The organism is Xanthomonas sp. WHRI 8932A, from assembly GCF_035012785.1.
Classification (GTDB): Bacteria; Pseudomonadota; Gammaproteobacteria; order Xanthomonadales; family Xanthomonadaceae; genus Xanthomonas.
Genome location: NZ_JAYGQQ010000001.1, coordinates 515,069 through 535,370 on the forward strand (window position 1 = coordinate 515,069; position 20,302 = coordinate 535,370).

The following is a 20,302-nucleotide window of genomic DNA, read 5'->3' on the forward strand; positions in this document are numbered from 1 at the left end:
ATCCCCAAGCCGCTGCAACGCGGTGTGCTACTGGCAGTGTTTTGATCCGGCCGTCGGCGTGGTCTGATCGCCAACCGCTTTTTCCAAGGTTCCTTCCCCGCAATGTCGTCGCTTTTTTCGCCTTACCAGCTCAAGGATGTCGCGCTGCGCAATCGCATCGCGATCCCGCCGATGTGCCAATACACCGCCGTCGACGGTTTTACCAACGACTGGCATCAGGTCCACTACGCCAGCATGGCGCGCGGTGGCGCCGGGCTGGTCATCGTCGAGGCGACCGGCGTATCGCCAGAAGGTCGCATTACCCCAGGCTGTCTCGGCTTGTGGAACGACGCGCAGGCCGAAGGGCTGGCACGCATTGCCGCCTCGATCACCGCAGCAGGTGCGGTGCCCGGCATCCAGATCGGTCATGCCGGTCGCAAGGCCAGCGCCAACGCACCGTGGGAAGGCGACGACCATATCGCCGACGGCGATGCGCGCGGCTGGGACACGTTGTCGCCGTCCGCAGTCGCCTTCGGTGGCGGCCTGTCCAAACTGCCGCGGGCAATGACGCTGGACGACATCGCCCGTGTGCGTGGCGATTTTGTCGCCGCCGCGCAACGTGCACGCGATGCAGGCTTCAAGTGGCTGGAACTGCACTTCGCCCACGGCTATCTGGCACAGAGTTTCTTCTCGGTGCACGCCAACCACCGTGAGGATCGCTACGGTGGCAGCGTCGAAGGCCGCGCGCGCTTTCTGCTGGAAACGCTGCAGGCCGTGCGCGCGGTGTGGCCGGAACATCTGCCGCTCACTGCACGCTTCGGTGTCATCGAGTTCGACGGCCGCGACGAACAAACCTTGGCCGAAGCGATCGACTTGACCCGCGAGTTCAAACGCAGCGGCCTGGACCTGTTGAACGTCAGCATGGGCTTCAGCACGCCGAATGCGCAGATTCCATGGGGCCCGGCGCTGCTGGCACCGATCGCCGAACGCGTCAGCCGCGAGGCGCAATTGCCGGTCGCCTCGTCCTGGAACATCGACGCCCCCATCGAAGCCAACCGCGTGGTCGCCGATGGGCAGATGGAGCTGGTGATGGTCGGACGCGCGCACCTGGCCAACCCGCATTGGCCGTACCAGGCGGCACTGGCACTGGGCGAAGCGCGTCCGTCCTGGTTGCTGCCGCCGTCATACGCGCATTGGCTGGAGCGCTACGGCAACCGCAGCTGATCGCACACGGACGGCGACGTTGCCGCTAGCGCGACAACGTCTTGCTCAAACAAAGACATATCCCGCCCCGCCACGATCGTTGCAAGCACGGGAGGGACAGTTACCTCGCACGTCCGCGCAGACTGCACGGACGGCACGCAGAACAGCACGACGATCCCGAATTCCCAATCCCTGCGGCGACCAGCGACACACCGGTCGCACGAAGCATTGGGACGGCGCGCTAAGAACCGAAGTGTGCGAGTGGCACAGGACCACGCTCAGTAGCGTTGCACGCGCGAGAACCGACGCACCTTCGCACGTCACCGCAGACCGCATAGACGGCGTACAAAGCAGTACGCCAATCCCGAACTCCTAATCCCCAACCCCTGCGGCATCAGCCGCTCTAAAGCCCGTAGCGCTCCACCGCCTCCAGATGCGGACGCGTGTCCTGCTCGCAGGCTTCGGCCAACCGCAGCCAGCACATCGGATGCGACCAGCGCGAGGTCGTGCACCGCAGTACGCGATGCAGTTCCTGCGGCGCGACGTTTTCCGGAAGCGCCACGGTGAACAACACGCCTGGCAGCCCGGACGTCGCATCCTCCGGGTCGAATGCATCCGGGTGCTCCGGGTCGACCACGCGATAGTCGTCGCGACTATGCAGCCACGCCTTCCAGCCGCGCGTTTCCATATCTGCACGCAGCGCCTCGATCACCTCGTCGCCAGGGTGGACGCCGTCCACCAGCCAGCTGCTGCCATAGCCACCTGTCTGCAGCACATGCACCTGCGCATAGGTCGGTACGAACCGCGCACGCTCGGCCTCGTCCTCCGGCGCCGGATACAGCAGTTCCGCATCGAACACCACCCAGTCGCCGACATGCTGACGGCGGTGGGCCGGTGCGTTTTCGATGATGCGTGCAGTCACCGGACCGGTGCGACGCGCGTAGTACTCGCCCACTTCGCCGTCGTCCACGCACCGCACGATCACCCAGCCCCAATCTTCTTCGACAACCCCGCTGGTGCTGCTCAGCTCCATGCCGATCGCGGCTGCCGACACCCGCACCGCATCCCAGTCCTGCGCGGCACTGGCGGCGGTCATATGGTCCCAATGCGCCGAACGCGGCTCGTCCATCAGCGCGATCAGTTGGCGGTAGACATCGGCCGCTTCGGCAAAGCGGCCGGTGTTGAGATACATGCGCGCCAGCAGCCCGCGCGCGCCGTGCGAGCCGGGCGAGAGCTCCAGTAGCGCGGTACAGGCCTGTTCCAGCGCCGGCCAATCGCCCAAGCGTTGCGCAAGCTGGGCCTCGCACCACAACGCCGCCACCGGTACCTGCGGGCGATACAGCAACGCCAGTCGGCGCACGCCAGCGTCATCGCCGCGGCCCAGCAACAGATTCATCAGGCGGAAGGTGGGGCTGGTTTCGCGGTCGGCATGCCGCTGCACGAAATCCCACAACAGCGCGATCGCCTGCTCGTCTGCCGCGCAGGCACTCAATGCCGACGCCGCGGTATCGACCAGCTCGGCATCGTCCGGACGCTCGGCCACCGCCTGCAGCAACCATTGCGCTTCGCGCTCGGGATTGCGCACCGCCTCCTCGCCCTGCGCGTTCAACCATTCCAGCAACTGCGCCGCAGGTACAGGCGCGTCCTCGCCCGCCGATGCGGATGCGATGCGCGCAGCCCACCCATCCAGCGCCTGCGTGGCGCCACGGTCCTGCCGCAACTTGGGCGCATGCGCGCGCGCCAGTGCCAGGTGCCGGCGTGCGGTCCACACCGCACCGCGCTGCAGCGCCAGATCCATCGCGAGCTCGGCGGCCTCGATCAGGATGCGATGCGCACCGACCTGCGCGTAATGATCCAGCATAACCTGCAGGCGGCTGCCCAGATCCCAGGTGTTGCGCTCGGGTGCGCGCGAGGTCAGCACCGCCACCGCGCGTAGCCAATGCAGGCGATAGCGCGGCGCCACTTCGCGCCACGGCAGCAATGCCTCCATCGCTTCGTCATCGCGCTGCAACAGCGCCAGCGCGCGTGCCTTCTGCAGGCGACGCGGCTGACTGCAGTTGGCCCACTCCGCGCCCTCGCGCGCGGCCTCGACTTCGCGCTGTTCGATCAGCGCCAGGGCATCGGCTGCACGCCCCAACGACAGCAGGATCGAGATCCGCATGTCCGGCACGCCGTCGTAGATCTGGCCGCCGTGCGCCACGATGGTCTGCGACTGCTGCTCCAGATAGCTCAGCGCCGCGTCGCCACGGCCGTCGTCGAGCAAGGCATCGGCTTTTTCGCAGCTCAGGCACTGGTAGCACGACCAACTCGGGTCGATGCGGCCCAGGGTTTCATCGCAGACCTCGATGCGCTCTTCCACCCAGCCCGGGCCATCGATGTTGGCGTAGCACGCCGCCAGATCCTGGGTGACACACACCGATTGCGGGCACTCCACCGCATCGGCGCGATGCGCGCGCTCGAACAGTGCCACCGCATCGCCCAGCGCGCGCTCGCCTTCGCATAGATTGCCGACCCGGTTACGCATTTCCCAATGGCCGACGAACACCTCCAGCCAGGGGTTGGCCAGCGTCTTGCCCAGCGCACGCGCCTCGGGCAACAAGGCTTCGGCACGCTCGATCTGCAGATCGCAGATATGGTCGGTCAGGCGTGTCAGCAGCTGCGCATTCTGCGGTTGCCCGGCTTCGCCCAGGTCGTCCTGCAGCTTCTCCACCCAGTTCCAGATTTCCATTGCGTTGTTCCTTGAATGCGGCGCTCAGCGCGCCAGCAATTGGGTCACGGCCTCGGCAAGATCGCCGAAGGCCTTGTTGAGATCCGAACCGCCCGACTCCGCGCCACCCGCCTGCGGCTGCGCGCGCCCTTGCGCAGAGACAATCACCTTGAGCGAGCGCAGCAAGCGCGCGGCGACCGCGGCCTGCGGGTTGCCGGCACGTTGTGCGGCCAGCAATGCCTGCAGCGCGGGATTGTCGAGATTGAGATACAACCGCTGAGTCTGGCGCGCTTCGATCCGCGCAGTGAACTGCCGCGCCAGGCGCAGCGCTGCAGTGGACACCCGCTTGTCGTTTTCGTCCTGCTCCAGCCGGCGTTTGAGTTCCGCCTCGCGGTCGGGCACCACCACCAACGGCAGCTCTTCGGGGCTGAAGCGCGCCGGCACCAGCGCTTCGCCATCGCCCAGATGCTGTTCCAGCCACGCCAGTTCGTCGGCCGGCAACGTATCGAGATGGAACAATTGGCGGTTGCCATGCTCGGTGCCCAGCTCGACCAGGCGCACGCCCTTCGCCTGCGCCCACCGACGCAAAAACGGCACTACCGCGTAGCGGTTTCCATACGCCACCGGCACGCCCATCGCGCGGAACAACATTTCTTCGAAACCGCTGTCGCTGTCCAGGATCACATGCACCGCGCCACGCGCCGGTAGCTGCTGGGCCGGCAGATCGCCTTGCGAGGTCGGCACGCGCACATGTTCCAGCAGCAAGTCGAACAGACGCTCATCGCACAGCGCCGCACCCAACAAGGCCTCGTTATGCCGCAACAGAATGCGACGCCAGGCTTCGGGCTGTTGCCGCGCCACCTCCGCCAGGCCCTGCACCAGGGCTTCGGACAAGGCGTGCTGCACCGAGCTATAGACCGTATCGCGCTGCAGATCCTCGCGGCTCGCGGTCGGCGTCAACCGGTTGGATTCGATCACTCCGCCGATGAAACCGGCCCACGGCGGCAGCAATTCGCGCGCATTGTCGTCCAGCAACATGCCGCGCAAGAACACCGACAGATTGCGGTTGTCGCTGGTGCCGTAGGTGGCCCCGTCCTGCACCCATAACAGGCCGACCGCATCGCTGCCGTCGGCCGCACGCACCGGCATGCAGCACAGCGGTTCGAAATTGCGTTCGAAGCGCGCCGCAAACTCGCGTTGCCGGCGCCATGCCTGCACCGGATGCAGCGGCACTGCGTCGTCCATGCGCCACGGCGGCGGCTCCGGATTGATCGGCTGCGCATCGGCACCGACCCAGATCGGCTCGCGCAACAAGGCGCAGTAGCGCGACAGAATCTCGTGCAGGCGCGCGTCCTGCGCCAACGACAGATACTGGTCGTGCAATTCCAGCACCACCTCGGTGCCCACCTGCGCGCGCGCCGGGATCGGGCTGACCGTGTACTGCTCGGCATTGCTGGAGATATAGCAATGCCCCAGCGTCGGGCTCTGGTACGAGGTGGTGCGCACGGTGACGCGCCGCGCCAGTACGAAGGCCGACAAGAAACCCAGCCCGAACATCCCGATCAGGCCGCTATCTTCGTGGCCTCCCTGGCGCAGCCCGCGGGTGTAACCCACGCCTACGGTGGCCAGATAATCGTGAATTTCCTGCTGGGTGAGCCCGGCCCCGGTATCGGTAATGCGCACGATGCCCTGCGCCGGATCGGCATGCACATGGATGCGCGCTTCGCCTTGCCAATCGGGCTGTTCCAGGCGGCGCCGCAGGATTGAGTCGTGCGCGTTCTGCACCAGCTCGCGCAGCGCGACCACCGGCGTGGAATACAGATGCTTGCTGAGAACGGACATCAGTCCATTGAGATCGACGCCGGCGCGGCGGATCTGTGAGGCGTCCGTCGCCTCGGAGATATGATCTTGCATGATCGTCGTCGTTTCCTTGGCGGCCACGCCCGTCCTCGGACGCGCCTCCTGAGTGGCAGTGCGAGCCGGCAAGGATAGCCGCAAGCCATCCTGGACGCACGTCTCACTTCGGCTTCTGCGCCAGCGTGCGTACAGCTGCATACGTCCCGCGACCAGCCCGTATCCAGTCGTCGGAAACGACGCGCCACGGCCCGGCGTACATGCCGGGCCGTGGCGCTGTCGGCTAACGTTGCAGGGTTTCCATCGGCGCTTCATTGAAGTGCTGGCGATAGCCTTTGGCCAGCGCTGAACGACTGCCAACGCCCCAGCGGCTGGCCGCCTGCAACACGCTGCCGCAGCCGCCTTCGGCCAGCAGCTCGTCGCGGATGCTCTGCATGCGATAACGCCGCAGCACCTGGGTCGGCGACAGCCCGGTGGCCGACTTGAACGCCTGCTGCAAGGCACGCCCGGTCACACCGATCTGCGCGGCCACTTCATTGATCGACAGGTCCGAGCGGTGGGCATTGGTGATCATGTAGCCGTAGGCACGGCGGTACTTGGCCGGCAGGCGCGCGGAGATATCGTCGCTGACGTGCGCCGGGGTGCCGCTTTCCAGCAGACGCGGTGCCTGCACTTCGCTGCGCAGGCATTGCACCGCACCCAGCGCGTAGCGGTTGTACAGCAGCAAGGCCTGTTCGGTACGGCCCAGCGCCTGGCTGATCTTGGCCTGGCAGTACTCGAACTCCAGATTCCAGCGCGGCGCATGATGCCGGCCGGCCCCGGCTAGGGCACGCTCGGCCAGATCGGCGCGGCCTACCGCCAGTGCAGCCAATGCCAGCTCCACCTGCGCATCCTGCCGCGCGCAGGGCGGGCAACCGGTTGCCGCAGCCGGCAGCGCATCGATCTGCGCGTCGAACCCAAAGGTGTCGCCGCCAGCGATCCGCAGCAGGTTGCGCACGTGGCGCATCCGCTGCGCCAGCACCGGCATGCTCTCGGCCAGATCGGCGATACAGGCGCGCAGTTCGCTGGGCTCGAAGGCATGCGCGGCGTCTTCCTGGCGCAGCGTGGCCTGCCAGAACACGTGGTCGCTCATGCGGTCGGCGCGACGGATGCGCAGCTGCGCAATCATGTCCAGGCGCAGCGCGGTGGCAATGCGCAACCAGTCCGAGGCACCGGTTTCCAGCTCGGACAGCGACTCGCGCGCACGCTCCAGCGTCTGCAGGGCCAACGTGCTCTGGCCGAGGTGAAAGTGGGTCAGCGCCTTGCCAAGCAGACCTTCGCCGCATAGGCAGGCCGGCGTATCGCGGTCCATCGCAAGCTGCGCGAAGCAGTTCAACGCCGCACTCAGACGACGCTGGCTCAGCATCAACCAGGCGGTATTGCGGCACGAGAGCAGCCGCAGCTGCCGCTGTTGGCCGCGCATTGCCTTCAGCGCATGGCGGTATGCATCTTCGGCTTCTTCCTGGTATTCGAGAATCAATAGGGCATCGCCGCTGGCGCCCAGCAGGCTGACCTCATCGTCGGGGCCATCGGGTGTTCCCTGGCCATCGCGGCGTTGTTGAAGATGTTGCAGACCTTGCGGCCAGGCACCAACCAGCATCCTGCTTGTATAGGTAGGAAGACGATCTGCGTAAGACAACGCAGAAATCGCTGCGAAGTAGGTTGAAAGGATCATGCCGGGCTCTCTCTTGGGGGGACGAGCAAAAACAAACAATGCGCAGCTCTCACTGGCGCAAACGATTGTATGCAGCGGATCCAATGGAATTTCCCACCTGCAAGCACCGCAAAAATCAAAAAACCTCACTCTGTCTTCCAACGCTTCTGCCGTGCGTTTTGCATATGCGGCATTCTTTTCTGCAGAGCGTGCGCATTGTCTAGCGCAGGACATTTCCCACCATCCGAACACGTACGGACGTCGCGCTGCGCCCGGACAGCGCAGCGCCGTCCTGCAACGTCTGCCAACGCACGGTCTCGATGCGGATTCTGGGGTGTTTGAGTCGATTTCGGCATGCGCGACAGGCGCACCGTAGTCACGCCGCTGCGGGCACGTCCCGCTCATAACAAAAGTAACTTTCGTGTTACCTGCCCAGCTGAACCTATTCCCTAAGCGCGGCGGCTTCGCCGTAATCGCAATACCTTGGTCTAGACCTTTCCAAACCAATTTTCTACTGCCCATCCGGACAAACATGTCCAGACACGGCGCGTGGATATGCATGCATCGGCTTATACATACCCAATATGTAAGAGCTGCGTTGCGTATAGATGAGCGCAAGCTAAAGCGCACCGACCCAAACCCGAAGAAAAGTGCGTAGCAGTGAAACTTTCTGCCGCTGGAATGGTACATACCATTCGTCCGACCTCGGTCAGACCCTCCCCCCCCCCCCCTTCGCAGCCGGATGGTATGGCAATGCACTTATCTCTCTCTGTGGATTTTGTGGCGACGCCTGCGGCCCGTGATCGGCACCGCACGCACGACTGGTACGTGTGCCGTCATGGGAAGGCTGGCTGATGCACGGTAATCCTCCCGGCAAGCATGGATCGGCTTTCCTGTTGACGCAGGACGCGCGTCTGGCATCGCAGGTCAACGCGAGCCTTGCCCCGCTGGGGCCGCAATTTGCAGTGTTTTCCGATGAGCTGGAGCTGTTGCGCTCCTTGCGGCATTCGCCCTGCGAACTGCTGATTTTCGATGCGACCTGCGTCGCCTCGGACGATAGCTCGGTCCTGGCCTGGCAGCGCTGCCACAGCGGTCATCCCACGCCGCTGATCGTGCTGGGACGTTTCGACTGCCCTGACGACATCCTGGCCTGGTACCAAGCCGGCGCACAAGAAGTGTTAGCGCTCCCATTCAATTCGTGCGAACTCCAGGTGCGCGCGGCATTGGCGATTACCCCTGCACCCCAGACCTGCCAGGAATCGCAGCACCTCACCGTCGGCCCGTATCAGCTGATACGCGAAGAAAACACCGTCTATCTGCACGGCAAGCCGATCGTGCTCACCGCGCGCGAGTTCTCGATTGCCTGGATGCTGTTTTCCAGCCCCGGCGTCTGTTTCCGCCGCTGCCAGCTCGCCAAGGCGGTCTGGGGTAGCCACACCGAGTTCACCGATCGCACGATGGAGCAACACATCTACAAGCTGCGCAAGAAATTGCAGCTGTGCAACCACAGTGGAGTGGTCCGCATCAGAACCGTGTATTCGCATGGCTACAAGCTTGAGCTCGCGCTGCAGGACAGGGACCCGCCAATGCTTGGCAAAAGCGTGGGTTCGAGTACCGGACATCACGCCGCCGCCTGCTGAACGCTGCTCTCGGAATCAGGCCAGACCGATGCACGTATCGAAGTAACAGCATTGCGGATAGCGACGGTAGCGACGTGCATTCACTAGCGACGGCGTCATGCGGTCTTAGTTGCGATTTTCAGCGCACTTGAGTTATCCGATTAACTTCATTTTCGAACTATTTAGGCTGACTTAAACAGGAACCGACAGGGTTCCATCGGCGCAGATAGACTGCAGGCCGCTGCGCTGCTCATGCGCTACCCCACGCTGGAAATCAGCCAAGTGAGGCGCTTTGCAGGCTTGCTGCCTTGTCCTCTTGTGGAATGCAGTTCGCCCGGTTGCATGCGCAATAAGCACCTGCATTGGCCGAGGTACAACCGATTGCGCTTAGGGCCGCTCCGCTGGAGCAGCTAGCCCAGTGCAGACGCCAAAGGGCAGCTGACAGAACGACTGCACAACCATCGGGCGGCAACCGGCTCGATGCGGCCACAGCGCGTCGCCGTGATTGCGCCCGGCGATGGCGTGCTCGGTACGCCATGCGATCAACGCGGCAGCGCAGCCCGTGCTAGAGATCGGCAGGTACCACGCGACATTGCGACTTCTTCGCGCCGTCCAAGCGAACTGACCTGAGCACCGCTCGCGACGCTTGCCTGGTCGCTCCAAGCCGCATAAACGACGATGGCGCAGGAATTCCTGCGCCATCGCTCAATCCACTTTGTGCAAAGCGATTACTGCTTCGGGCTCTCGCCGTACTGGTTCGGGCCCGGGGTACCGTCCAGACACATGAACACGAGCACGACAAAGCCGCCGACGTAGGGGACGAAGCTGATCAGGTAGAACCAACCCGACTTGCCCTGGTCATGCAGACGGCGCACGGTCACTGCAATGCTGGGCACGATCAGCGCCAGCACGAAGATTGCCATGATGGCGCCGACCACCCATGCCAGCGGACCGGGGCCGTTCTCGCCCCCCATCACCGCCGCTGCGATACCAAACATGATGCCCAGCACGACCAGAACGATCACCTGCAGCAGCATGAACATCCAGTATTCCTTGCGACGCGAACGACCTTCGAAGTCGGCGTAACGCTTGAGCGGCAACAACATCCATTCCATCGTGGTTCTCCAGTACGAGCAGTCAGCAGTGTTTGTGATCCGGTGCACAGTGCAACGGGCCGCGCATGGTGCCATAGCCGTACTCTGGTGAAAACGTTTTCTTCACGCCCACATGCAAATTGCCGGGCGCCAGCCGACGGACGGTCGCCGGCTCCGCTGGGGAGCGTCAGGCGATGGCAATGTTTGACGCTGCCTGCTGGCAGCGCCCACTGCGCGAACCCCGCGCTTGGCCGGACAGTCTGCCCCGTCCCTGCCCCCCGGCGCAGTCGCAGTCGCACACCTCAGTCGGCCGCGGCCTCCAGCGCCTGACTCAGCCGCTCCACCGCGATGATCTCCATCCCCTTGATGCTGGCCGTCTTCGGTGCGTTGGCACGCGGCACGATTGCGCGCTTGAAGCCATGGGTGGCGGCTTCCTTCAGACGGTCCTCGCCATTGGGCACCGGACGGATCTCGCCGGACAACCCGACTTCGCCAAAGGCAATCGTCTTCTCGGACAACGGCCGGTCGCGCAGCGAGGACAGCACCGCCAGCAACACCGGCAGATCGGCCGCGGTCTCCTGCACGCGAATGCCGCCGACCACGTTGACGAACACGTCCTGGTCGCCCACCACGATGCCGCCATGCCGATGCAGCACCGCCAACAACATTGCAAGCCGGTTCTGCTCCAATCCCACCGCCACCCGGCGTGGATTGGACAGCGGCGAGGCATCCACCAGCGCCTGCACCTCCACCATCAGCGGCCGGGTGCCTTCGCGGGTCACCATGACGCAACTGCCGGGCTGCTGGGTACTGCCGCCAGACAGAAAGATCGCCGACGGGTTGGAGACCTCCTTGAGGCCCTTCTCGCCCATCGCGAACACGCCCAGCTCGTTGACTGCGCCGAAGCGGTTCTTGAACGCGCGCAGCAGGCGGAACCGGCTGCCGCTTTCGCCTTCGAAATAGAGCACCGCATCGACCATGTGCTCAAGCACGCGCGGGCCGGCGATGCCGCCTTCCTTGGTCACGTGCCCGACCAGGAACACGGCCGTACCGGTCTCCTTGGCATAGCGCACCAGCCGCGCCGCGCTCTCGCGCACCTGGCTGACCGACCCAGGTGCTGCGGTCAACGATTCGGTCCACAAGGTCTGTACCGAGTCGGCCACGATCAGTTTCGGCCGCGCCACGCTGGCGTGCTGCAGGATGTTTTCGATGCCGGTTTCGGCCAGGGCGTTCAAGCCTTCCAGCGGCAGATCCAGCCGCACCGCTCGCCCGGCTACCTGCGCCAGCGATTCCTCGCCGGTGACGTACAGCACTGGCAGCGTTGAGGCCATGCTGGCCAGCGCCTGCAACAGCAGCGTCGACTTGCCGATCCCCGGGTCGCCGCCGATCAGCACCACCGCACCTTCGACCAGGCCACCGCCCAGCACGCGATCGAACTCGCCGATGCCGGTGGACACGCGCGCTTGTTCGGACTGCTGCACATCCTTGAGCGCAGTGATCTTGGGTGCCTCGGTCTTGCCGGCCCAACCACTGCGACGCGACGCCGCAGGCGAGGCCTTGCCGCCAGGGGTGGCACTTTCCAGCACGATTTCGCTGAGCGTATTCCACACACCGCATTCGGTGCATTGCCCCTGCCATTTGGAGTACTCGGCGCCGCACTCGCCGCAGACATAGGCCGTCTTCGCCTTCGCCATCGTCGTCTTGCCTGTTGTCGTTGATGCGACAGGATAGTGGCTGACGGTCTCAGCATGCGCGACGGCGCCGCAGCGCGCGGCCGACCTGCGATCGGGAAGTTCTGATTCTGCAGCACAAAAAAGCCGCAGGATCGACGTCCGTCGTCCCTGCGGCTGCGTTGTCGACATGCGCCTACGCGCACACATCAGCCATGCACTTACCTGGCCTTGTACAACTCACTCAAACGGTCAGGCGTGCCGGCGATGCGTTCCAGATGCGGATACAGCAGACCACCGTGGTAATCGATGCGCACGGTGTCGTAACGATCGCCGCGCTTGACCAGCAACTCGATCGGCGCGGTGGTGCCCTTGGCCGCCTTGATCGCGTCCTTGATCACCTCACTGCTGAAGGCGCGGCCGTTGACCGCCACGATCGTGTTGCCGGCGATCAAGCCGGCGTTGAAGGCCGGGCCGTCCCACAGCACATCGCTGATATCGCCTGAGGCCTTCAAAGACAGTCCAAGCGAATAGGTCAGGCTGGCGTCCTTGTCGTCGCTCTCGTCGGCCTTGGTAGCCAGATTCGGCTCCTCGTTGTAGACCAGCTTCCAGCCGTTGGCTTCGATGCCGCCGTTCAACGAACCATGCCCGTCCATGCGACTGCGCAACAGGCTCGCCCAGTCGTAGGCGGCCACGCCGTTGAGGGTGGCGACGATGTCGTCGAAGGTGTACGGATTGACGTCCCAATCGCCGTTCTTCATGCCGAAGAACGCCTTGCCGAAATCGTCGATGGAGCGCTTGTTGTTGGTCAGCGCGCGCAGTTTGCTGTCCACTTCCAGCCACATCATCTGGCCGCCGGAATAATAGTCTTCGGCCATCTGATAGCTGCGGTATGCCTTGGGACGGCGCATCGACATGGTCGGGTCGTTGGTGGTGTCCTGCACCGTACGCCAGGCCATGCCGGGGCGGCCGCGCTCATAGCTCGCCGCCACGCCGGCCAGCATCTCGCGCGCCTGATCCTGCGTCCACAGGCCCGAACGTGCGGACATCACTTCGCCCCAGAACTGGGTCTGGCCCTCGTACAGCCACAGCAGGCTGTCGCCCATTGGCACGTTGAAGTTGGGCGTGGCCAGATCGGCGCCGCGGCGGTACTTGCCGTTCCAGGAATGGTTGAACTCGTGTGCGAGCAGGTCGCGTCCGGTCCAGCTCTTGTCCCACTCGGTGAAGTAAGTGGGCACGCCGCTGTTTTCGCTGGAGCGGTGATGCTCCAGGCCGATGCCGCCCAACCTCTTGGTCAGCGCCAGCAGGAATTCGTAATGATCGAAATGCCGCGCGCCGTACAGCTTGTCCATCTGCTGCACTAGTGAGGCATGCGCCTTGATCTGCTCGGGCTTGGCGTCCAGCGACTTGGCTTCGTCGGCGAACACGTTGAGGTAGACCGGCTGCTTGCCGGCGCTTAGCTCCACGCGCTTGTAGTACTTGCCGGCGAACATCGGCGAATCGACCAGATCATCGAAATCGATCGGCTTGAAGGTCACCGTGTCGCCGACGCGGCGCTCGGTTTCCAGCGCCGTGGCATAGCTCCAGCCAGCTGGCAGCGTCACGCTGGCCTGCGCCTTGATGTTGCGTGCGAAAACGCCGGCCGGATACAGCGCCGTAGTGTTCCACTGCAGGTTGAGCATCTCCGGGGTCATCATCACCCGGCCCTGGTTGGGGGCCTGCGGCGAGAGGAACTTGAACTCGGCCACCAGCTCGGTGGCGCCCTGCGGTACGTCCACCTTGAACGCATAGACGTCGAATTGGTCGCGAGTCCATGGCACCACCTTGCCATCGACCTTGATCACCAGACCGGCCAGCTTGTCGATCGGACCGGTGGGCGAGTGGTTGCCGGGAATCCACTGCGGATACAGCAGCGTCATCGGGCCCGGCTTTGCCGGCATGGTGGTCTTGACCTTGAAGATGCGGTGCGCCAGGTCGGTGGCATCGACGTCGATCTTCAAGGTGCCGTCGAACGGCACGTCCTGCGGCGGCGCGGTTTGCGCGGCAGCGGGCAACGACAGTGCTGCCAGCAACGACACGGACAACAGGGTGGGCATCTTCATCGCAACTCCGCGGGTGACCTGAAACAGGCAAGCCCACGATGCTAAGCGCCCACCACGGCTTCCCCGTATGCCATTGGTCATGCCGCAGGCAAATTCATGCGCAAAAAAAAGCCGCCAATCGCTGGCGGCCTTCTTCATAACAGCATGACGCGATCCGGCGTGGCGCCGTCTCAATGCATCATGTTGACGTTCATGTTGTGCAGCACCCACAGCGAACCGACGATCACGATGCCGATGATCAGCAGCGAGAACAGGCCCACCTGCACGTTGGAGCGCTGCTCGGGTGTGCGATCCATATGCAGGAAGTACACCATGTGCACCAGCATCTGCACCGCGGCCATGACCGAGATCACGACGATGGTGACGCCCTTGGAGAACGCCCCGCTCATCACCATCGCAAACGGGATGACGGTGAGGATGACGGCCATGACGAAGCCGATCAGATAGGACTTCAAACCGCCGGCATGCGCATCGGCCGCGGTCTCGGTGTGGTGGTGATTGGCCATTACAGCGCTCCCAGCAGATAGACGACGGTGAACACACCGATCCAGATGATGTCCAGGAAGTGCCAGAACAGGCTCAGGCAGGCCAGACGCGTACTGTTGCGCGCAGTCAGGCCGTTCTTGGAGATCTGGATCACCAGCACTGCCATCCACAACAGGCCCGACGCCACGTGCAAACCGTGGGTCCCGACCAGGGTGAAGAAGGCGGACAGGAACGCGCTGCGCCCCGGGCCGGCACCTTCATGGATCAGGTGATTGAACTCCCAGACTTCCATGCACAGAAAGCCGATACCCAGCAGCGCGGTCACGCCCAGCCAGCCATACAGGCCGGTCATGCTGCGCTTGTGCGCAGAAATCATCGCAAAGCCGAAGCTCAAGCTGCTGAACAACAGCAGGAAGGTTTCCACCAGCACGAACTTCAGATCGAACAGCTCCTTGGCGGTCGGCCCGTCCACCGTGGCGCCGGAGAGCACCGCATAGGTGGCGAACAGACCGGCAAACAGCAGGCAGTCGCTCATCAGATAGACCCAGAACCCGAAGACGGTGTTGCCACCGCCGTCGTGATGCTCGTGGTCGTGATCGTGGCCGCCCGCGTGGGCGGCGTGGTCAAGCGTGGTCGAGGAAGCCATGGTCATACCACCTTCGCGGCCTGCGCCGCCTGTTGCTGTTCGAGCAGGGCGAAGCGCGCGTTTTCGATGCGCTCCACTTCATCGGCCGGCACCCAGTAATCGATGTCGTCGTCGAAGGTGCGCACGATGAAGCTACCGATCATGCCCACCAGGCCGAGGATGGCCAGCCACCAGATGTGCCAGATCAGACCGAAGCCCATCAGCACGCTGAAGGCACCCATGTACACGCCTGCACCGGTATTGCGCGGCATATGGATCGGCTCGTACTTGGACGGACGCACCCAGCCCTTGCCATTCTGCTTGTCGGCCCAGAACTGATCGCGGTCGTCGATGTGCGGCAGCACGGCGAAGTTGTAGAACGGCGGCGGCGAAGAGGTTGCCCACTCCAGCGTACGGCCATCCCACGGATCGCCCGTGTAGTCCATGTGCTCCTTGCGCTTCCACACGCTGTAAACGATCTGCAGCAGATTCAGGAAGATACCCATGCCGATGATCGCAGCACCGGCCGCAGCGACATACAGCCACGGCGCCCACTCGGGATGGTTGTAGGTGCTCATGCGACGGGTCATGCCCATGAAGCCGAGCACGTACAACGGCATGAAGGCCACGAAGAAACCGATGATCCAGCACCAGAACGAGGCCTTGCCGATCTTCTCGTTGAGCTTGAAGCCGAACGCCTTCGGGAACCAGTAGGTCAGACCTGCCAGGTAGCCGAACACCACGCCGCCGATGATCACGTTATGGAAGTGCGCGATCAGGAACAGGCTGTTGTGCAGCACAAAGTCCACGGCCGGAATCGCCAACATCACGCCGGTCATGCCGCCGATGGTGAAGGTGATGATGAAGCCGATGGTCCACAGCACCGGTGAGGTCATGTGCACGCGACCGCGGAACATGGTGAACAACCAGTTGAAGATTTTCACGCCGGTCGGAATCGAGATGATCATCGTCGTGATGCCGAAGAAGGCATTGACGTTGGCACCCGAGCCCATGGTGAAGAAGTGGTGCAACCACACCACGAACGACAGCACGCCGATGCACGAGGTGGCGTACACCATCGAGGTGTAGCCGAACAAGCGCTTGCGGCTATAGGTGGCGATCAACTCGGAGAAGATGCCGAACGCCGGCAGGATCAGGATGTAGACCTCCGGGTGACCCCAGATCCAGATCAGGTTGACGTACATCATGGCGTTGCCGCCACCGTCGTTGGTGAAGAAGTGCGTGCCCAGGTAACGGTCGGCACCCAGCAGCGCCAGCGCCACGGTGAGGATCGGGAACGCAGCGATGATCAGGATGTTGGTGATCAACGCGGTCCAGGTGAAGATCGGCATGCGCATCAGGGTCATGCCCGGCGCGCGCATCCGCATGATCGTCACGAAGAAGTTCACACCGGTCAGCAACGTGCCTAAGCCGGAGACCTGCAACGCCCAGATGTAGTAGTCGACACCGACCCCTGGACTGTATTCCAGCCCCGACAACGGCGGATACGCCAGCCAACCGGTCTGCGCGAATTCACCGACGCCGAGCGAAATGTTGATCAACGCTGCGCCGGCCACGAACAGCCAGAAGCTCAGCGAGTTCAGGAACGGAAACGCCACGTCGCGTGCACCGATCTGCAGCGGCACGATCAGGTTCAACAGGCCGGTCATGAACGGCATGGCCATGAAGAAGATCATGATCACGCCATGCGCAGTAAAGATCTGGTCGTAATGGTGCGGAGGCAGCACGCCTTCGCCACCGTTACCCGCCAGTGCCTGCTGGGTACGCATCATCGCCGCATCGGCAAAACCGCGCAGCAACATGACCAGCGCCACGATGATGTACATCACGCCGATGCGCTTGTGATCCACCGAGGTGAACCACTCCTTCCACAGGTAGCCCCACAGCTTGTACTTGGTGATGGCGCCCGCGATTAGCAGGCCGAGCAGGCCTGCACCACCCAGCGCGATCATGATGATCGGCTCGTGGTACGGAACCGCCTCGATGGTAAGTTTGCCTAGCATCACTTGTCTCCAGAAGTGCACATGGCGACCGGCTCTACAGCCGATGCCTCATGGTCGCCATGGCCCTTGCTATGGCCCGGACCATTCATGTATTTGTCGACCAGCGACCGGAACATGCCGTCCTGCACCGACGAGTAGTAGGTGACCGGATACTGTTCTTTGTCGTTGCGATTGGCAGCCAACACCTGATATTCGGCGGCATTCAAGGACGTCGGCGATGCCTTGACCTTGGCCACCCACGCGTCGAAGCCGGCCTGATCGACCGCATGCGCCTTGAAGCTCATCTTCGAAAAGCCGTGACCGCTGTAGTTGGTCGACAGGCCGAAGTATTCGCCGGGCTCGTCGGCCACCAGATGCAGCTTGGTTTCCATGCCCGCCATTGCGTAGATCATGGTGCCCAGGTGCGGAATGAAGAACGAGTTCATCACCGTATCGGAGGTGATCTTGAAGTTCAGCGGCGTGTGCACCGGGAACGCGATCTCGTTGACGGTGGCGATGTTCTGATCCGGGTAGATGAACATCCACTTCCAGTCCAGCGACACCGCTTCGATGTTGAGCGGCTTGACGTCCGAATCCAGCGGCCGGTACGGGTCCAGCGCATGCGACGAGCGCCAGGTCAGCACCGCCAGCACCAGGATGATCACGCACGGGATCGACCACACCACCACTTCGATGGCGGTGGAGTGCGACCAATCCGGCTCGTAGCGCGCCTTCGTGTTGGATGCGCGATATTTCCACGCGAACGCAATCGTCATCACGATCACCGGGATGACCACGATCAGCATGAGCACCACGGAGGTGATCAGCAGTTGCTTCTCGTCGTGGCCAATCTGGCCTTTCGGATTGAGGATGGCCGAGTTGCACCCTGCCAACAGCAGGAAGGGCAACATCAGACCTGGACGAAGTAAACGCCCGAGATGTTTCAGCGGAATCATCGGTCGATCCAAGTGCGAAGGAACGCCAGCCGCGCGCATCGTCTCCGGCAAGGGAGATGTCCGACGATGCCCTTCCCTGTTGAAGGCGGGCCCGCGCAGACCGAAGACACGAGTTAGCGCGCTAATTTTAGTCTTTGCTGCACCTGCACGAAACCCATTGGCAATGATCTGCCGCAATAAATGCGCGCAAAATCGTGCGACATGTTGTCGCAGCGCAGCGTAAGCCAGGATGGGTGCCGTGATGGCCGTCGTTGCGGCCTGCAATCGCACTGAAATGCATGCGACAACTGGGTGAAATTGCGCCTACAGAGGCCAAAAACGCAACTGGGCCGGCCAAGGGCCGACCCAGTGCTGAAGCGATGGTGCCGGAAATAGGAATCGAACCTACGACCTACGCATTACGAATGCGCCGCTCTACCAACTGAGCTATTCCGGCGAGCCGTGCATTGTAGGAGCGGAGCCGGGGGCTGGTCAATCGCCCCAGGGGCGGGCGGCTACCGTGGCCGGCGCCAGTGACGTGGCGGTACCCAAACGCTGCTCACTCTGCCGCGGGCAACATTGGCCACCGCCGCGCAGTCAGCTGACCAGACGCAGCCGCAGTTCCTTGGGCAGTGCGAACACCATCGATTCGGGCTCACCTTCCAGTTCGGACACGCTACCCGCACCCAGCTCGCGCAACCGGGCCAGCACGCCATCGACCAGTACCTGCGGCGCAGACGCACCGGCGGTGAGGCCAATATTCTGCTTGCCGACGATCCAGGCCGGATCGATCTCGCTGGCGTTGTCGATCAAGTACGACTCCACCCCGTCACGGCGGGCGAGTTCGCTCAGCCGGTTGGAATTGGAGCTATTGGGCGAGCCGACCACCAGCACCAGATCGCACTGCCGCGCCAGATCGCGTACCGCGTCCTGGCGGTTCTGGGTGGCGTAGCAGATGTCGTCGTGCCGCGGCCCCTGCATCGCCGGGTAGCGTGCGCGCAGCGCCTCGATGATGCCCATGGTGTCGTCGACCGACAGCGTGGTCTGGGTGGTGTACGCCAGATTTTCCGGCTGATTGATCTGCAGCGTAGCGACCTGATCGATGTCTTCCACCAGATAGATCGTGCCCGGGCCGCGCTCGCGGCTCCACTGCCCCATGGTGCCTTCCACTTCCGGATGCCCGGCATGGCCGATCAGCACCACATCGCGGCCGGCCCGGCAGTGCCGCGCGACCTCGAAATGCACCTTGGTCACCAGTGGGCAGGTGGCGTCGAACACCTTCAAACCACGGCGCTCGGCCTCCTGGCGCACCGCCTGCGAGACGCCGTGTGCGCTGAAGATCACCGTGGCGTTATCGGGCACCTCGTCGAGTTCTTCGACGAAGATCGCGCCACGTTGCTTCAGGTCGTCGACCACAAAGCGGTTGTGCACGACTTCATGGCGTACATAGATCGGCGCGCCCAGCGTCTCGATCGCGCGCTTGACGATCTCGATCGCACGGTCGACACCGGCACAAAAACCACGGGGATTGGCGAGCAGGACATCCATGGCGAGCATTCTACGGGAATGGAGAAAGAGGGTCGGAGCAAGCGGGGCGCGTCGGCAACCGGGCTTCAGGGGCGATTCCCGATTCCCGGCTCGCGCTTACTGCCCTTGTCGAACAGCCCGAACACGGCAATCCCGATGGCACCGCCCACGATGGCCGAGTCGGCGATATTGAATGACGGCCAGGTATGGCTGCCGATGTACCACTGAATGAAATCGACCACGTGGCCGTGCATCAGCCGGTCGATCACATTGCCGATCGCCCCCCCGATCACCAGCGCGTAGGGCAGCGCACTGCGCCATTCGCCGCGGGCGGTGCGCGACAGCCAGAACGCCAGCAGGCCGCTGATGCCCACCGCCAACGCGGTGAAGAACCACAGCTGCCAGCCGCCGGCATCGCTCAAGAAGCTGAAGGCTGCGCCGGTGTTATAGGTGCGGTACCAGTTCCAGAAGCCGTCGATGACCGGAACCGGGGTGTACTCGGGCAGGCTGGACAGCACCCAGGCCTTGCTCCACTGGTCCAGGCCGATTACGACGGCCGACAGCACGAGCCAGATCAAGGCAGAGGGTTTGGGGCGTGGACTCATGTTGAAAGATCGCAGTTGGGGTTGCTTCTCCTGCGAAGGAGAAGATGCCTGGATGGCAGATAGAAATGGTGATGAGACGCAAGCATGGCAGGGGCGATGACTCCATCCGCCCCTGCCATGCCTTGCTCTGCCGCGCGCGGCATGTCTCAGCAAGCGAACGTCCGCAGGTGAGTGCTGAGCGCAGCAACGTGACAGCGCGC

Annotated in this window: 14 protein-coding genes and 1 tRNA gene; 2 read left to right on the forward strand and 13 right to left on the reverse strand. The window is 63.5% G+C overall.

From position 1 onward, the window contains the following. Positions 1-102 precede the first annotated feature (102 nt). Positions 103-1,203 (forward strand): NADH:flavin oxidoreductase/NADH oxidase, encoded by a 1,101-nt coding sequence (locus tag VC212_RS02270; protein ID WP_323514238.1) that lies wholly within the window; start codon positions 103-105, stop codon positions 1,201-1,203. Between the two features lie 382 nt (positions 1,204-1,585). Here the strand turns inward: VC212_RS02270 and VC212_RS02275 are convergent, their stop codons facing one another. The 3 genes from VC212_RS02275 to VC212_RS02285 form a co-directional block, all read right to left on the reverse strand. Beyond that, positions 1,586-3,910: a bacterial transcriptional activator domain-containing protein gene (locus VC212_RS02275; RefSeq protein WP_323514239.1), complete on the reverse strand. Its 2,325-nt coding sequence runs from the start codon at positions 3,908-3,910 to the stop codon at positions 1,586-1,588. 24 nt (positions 3,911-3,934) lie between these two features. After that, positions 3,935-5,803, reverse strand: coding sequence for an ATP-binding protein (locus tag VC212_RS02280; RefSeq protein ID WP_055846260.1), 1,869 nt, complete (start codon positions 5,801-5,803; stop codon positions 3,935-3,937). Between the two features lie 223 nt (positions 5,804-6,026). Further along, positions 6,027-7,382, reverse strand: coding sequence for a helix-turn-helix transcriptional regulator (locus VC212_RS02285; protein WP_193552548.1), 1,356 nt, complete (start codon positions 7,380-7,382; stop codon positions 6,027-6,029). A gap of 908 nt (positions 7,383-8,290) precedes the next feature. Between VC212_RS02285 and VC212_RS02290 the strand changes: the two genes are divergently transcribed. Next, positions 8,291-9,076, forward strand: coding sequence for a response regulator transcription factor (locus VC212_RS02290; protein WP_311239486.1), 786 nt, complete (start codon positions 8,291-8,293; stop codon positions 9,074-9,076). A 707-nt stretch (positions 9,077-9,783) separates the two neighbouring features. Here VC212_RS02290 and VC212_RS02295 read toward each other — a convergent pair. The 10 genes from VC212_RS02295 to lspA form a co-directional block, all read right to left on the reverse strand. Continuing rightward, positions 9,784-10,170, reverse strand: a complete 387-nt coding sequence (locus tag VC212_RS02295) for a DUF805 domain-containing protein (RefSeq protein WP_055845522.1) — start codon at positions 10,168-10,170, stop codon at positions 9,784-9,786. Positions 10,171-10,451: 281 nt separating this feature from the next. Beyond that, complete coding sequence (radA, locus tag VC212_RS02300; protein ID WP_115527328.1) at positions 10,452-11,843, reverse strand: DNA repair protein RadA; 1,392 nt, start codon at positions 11,841-11,843, stop codon at positions 10,452-10,454. Between the two features lie 197 nt (positions 11,844-12,040). Then, positions 12,041-13,921, reverse strand: a complete 1,881-nt coding sequence (locus tag VC212_RS02305; RefSeq protein WP_323514240.1) for a tetratricopeptide repeat protein — start codon at positions 13,919-13,921, stop codon at positions 12,041-12,043. Positions 13,922-14,091: 170 nt separating this feature from the next. Further along, positions 14,092-14,427 (reverse strand): cytochrome o ubiquinol oxidase subunit IV, encoded by a 336-nt coding sequence (gene cyoD, locus VC212_RS02310; RefSeq protein ID WP_005989936.1) that lies wholly within the window; start codon positions 14,425-14,427, stop codon positions 14,092-14,094. Further along, positions 14,427-15,059, reverse strand: a complete 633-nt coding sequence (gene cyoC / locus VC212_RS02315; protein ID WP_181112921.1) for a cytochrome o ubiquinol oxidase subunit III — start codon at positions 15,057-15,059, stop codon at positions 14,427-14,429. The genes cyoD and cyoC overlap by 1 nt, the downstream gene beginning before the upstream one ends. Then, positions 15,056-17,056 carry a cytochrome o ubiquinol oxidase subunit I gene (gene cyoB / locus VC212_RS02320; protein WP_055845528.1) on the reverse strand — a complete coding sequence of 667 codons (2,001 nt, stop codon included), beginning with the start codon at positions 17,054-17,056 and terminating at the stop codon, positions 15,056-15,058. Before cyoB ends, cyoC begins: the two co-directional genes overlap by 4 nt. Continuing rightward, positions 17,056-17,991 (reverse strand): ubiquinol oxidase subunit II, encoded by a 936-nt coding sequence (gene cyoA / locus VC212_RS02325; RefSeq protein ID WP_055845531.1) that lies wholly within the window; start codon positions 17,989-17,991, stop codon positions 17,056-17,058. Before cyoA ends, cyoB begins: the two co-directional genes overlap by 1 nt. Before the next feature lie 360 nt (positions 17,992-18,351). Next, positions 18,352-18,427: transfer RNA gene (locus tag VC212_RS02330), tRNA-Thr, on the reverse strand. Positions 18,428-18,567: 140 nt separating this feature from the next. Further along, positions 18,568-19,518 carry a 4-hydroxy-3-methylbut-2-enyl diphosphate reductase gene (gene ispH / locus VC212_RS02335; protein ID WP_115528229.1) on the reverse strand — a complete coding sequence of 317 codons (951 nt, stop codon included), beginning with the start codon at positions 19,516-19,518 and terminating at the stop codon, positions 18,568-18,570. Positions 19,519-19,583: 65 nt separating this feature from the next. Continuing rightward, complete coding sequence (gene lspA, locus VC212_RS02340; protein WP_323514241.1) at positions 19,584-20,102, reverse strand: signal peptidase II; 519 nt, start codon at positions 20,100-20,102, stop codon at positions 19,584-19,586. Between the last annotated feature and the right edge of the window lie 200 nt (positions 20,103-20,302).

What these genes read in the sequence shown, in the direction of transcription:
- VC212_RS02270 (WP_323514238.1), top strand. Translation starts at nt 103, where the DNA reads ATGTCGTCGCTTTTTTCGCCTTACCAGCTCAAGGATGTCGCGCTGCGC.
- VC212_RS02275 (WP_323514239.1), bottom strand. Translation starts at nt 3,910, where the DNA reads ATGGAAATCTGGAACTGGGTGGAGAAGCTGCAGGACGACCTGGGCGAA.
- VC212_RS02280 (WP_055846260.1), bottom strand. Translation starts at nt 5,803, where the DNA reads ATGCAAGATCATATCTCCGAGGCGACGGACGCCTCACAGATCCGCCGC.
- VC212_RS02285 (WP_193552548.1), bottom strand. Translation starts at nt 7,382, where the DNA reads ATGCTGGTTGGTGCCTGGCCGCAAGGTCTGCAACATCTTCAACAACGC.
- VC212_RS02290 (WP_311239486.1), top strand. Translation starts at nt 8,291, where the DNA reads ATGCACGGTAATCCTCCCGGCAAGCATGGATCGGCTTTCCTGTTGACG.
- VC212_RS02295 (WP_055845522.1), bottom strand. Translation starts at nt 10,170, where the DNA reads ATGGAATGGATGTTGTTGCCGCTCAAGCGTTACGCCGACTTCGAAGGT.
- radA (WP_115527328.1), bottom strand. Translation starts at nt 11,843, where the DNA reads ATGGCGAAGGCGAAGACGGCCTATGTCTGCGGCGAGTGCGGCGCCGAG.
- VC212_RS02305 (WP_323514240.1), bottom strand. Translation starts at nt 13,921, where the DNA reads ATGAAGATGCCCACCCTGTTGTCCGTGTCGTTGCTGGCAGCACTGTCG.
- cyoD (WP_005989936.1), bottom strand. Translation starts at nt 14,427, where the DNA reads ATGGCCAATCACCACCACACCGAGACCGCGGCCGATGCGCATGCCGGC.
- cyoC (WP_181112921.1), bottom strand. Translation starts at nt 15,059, where the DNA reads ATGACCATGGCTTCCTCGACCACGCTTGACCACGCCGCCCACGCGGGC.
- cyoB (WP_055845528.1), bottom strand. Translation starts at nt 17,056, where the DNA reads ATGCTAGGCAAACTTACCATCGAGGCGGTTCCGTACCACGAGCCGATC.
- cyoA (WP_055845531.1), bottom strand. Translation starts at nt 17,991, where the DNA reads ATGATTCCGCTGAAACATCTCGGGCGTTTACTTCGTCCAGGTCTGATG.
- ispH (WP_115528229.1), bottom strand. Translation starts at nt 19,518, where the DNA reads ATGGATGTCCTGCTCGCCAATCCCCGTGGTTTTTGTGCCGGTGTCGAC.
- lspA (WP_323514241.1), bottom strand. Translation starts at nt 20,102, where the DNA reads ATGAGTCCACGCCCCAAACCCTCTGCCTTGATCTGGCTCGTGCTGTCG.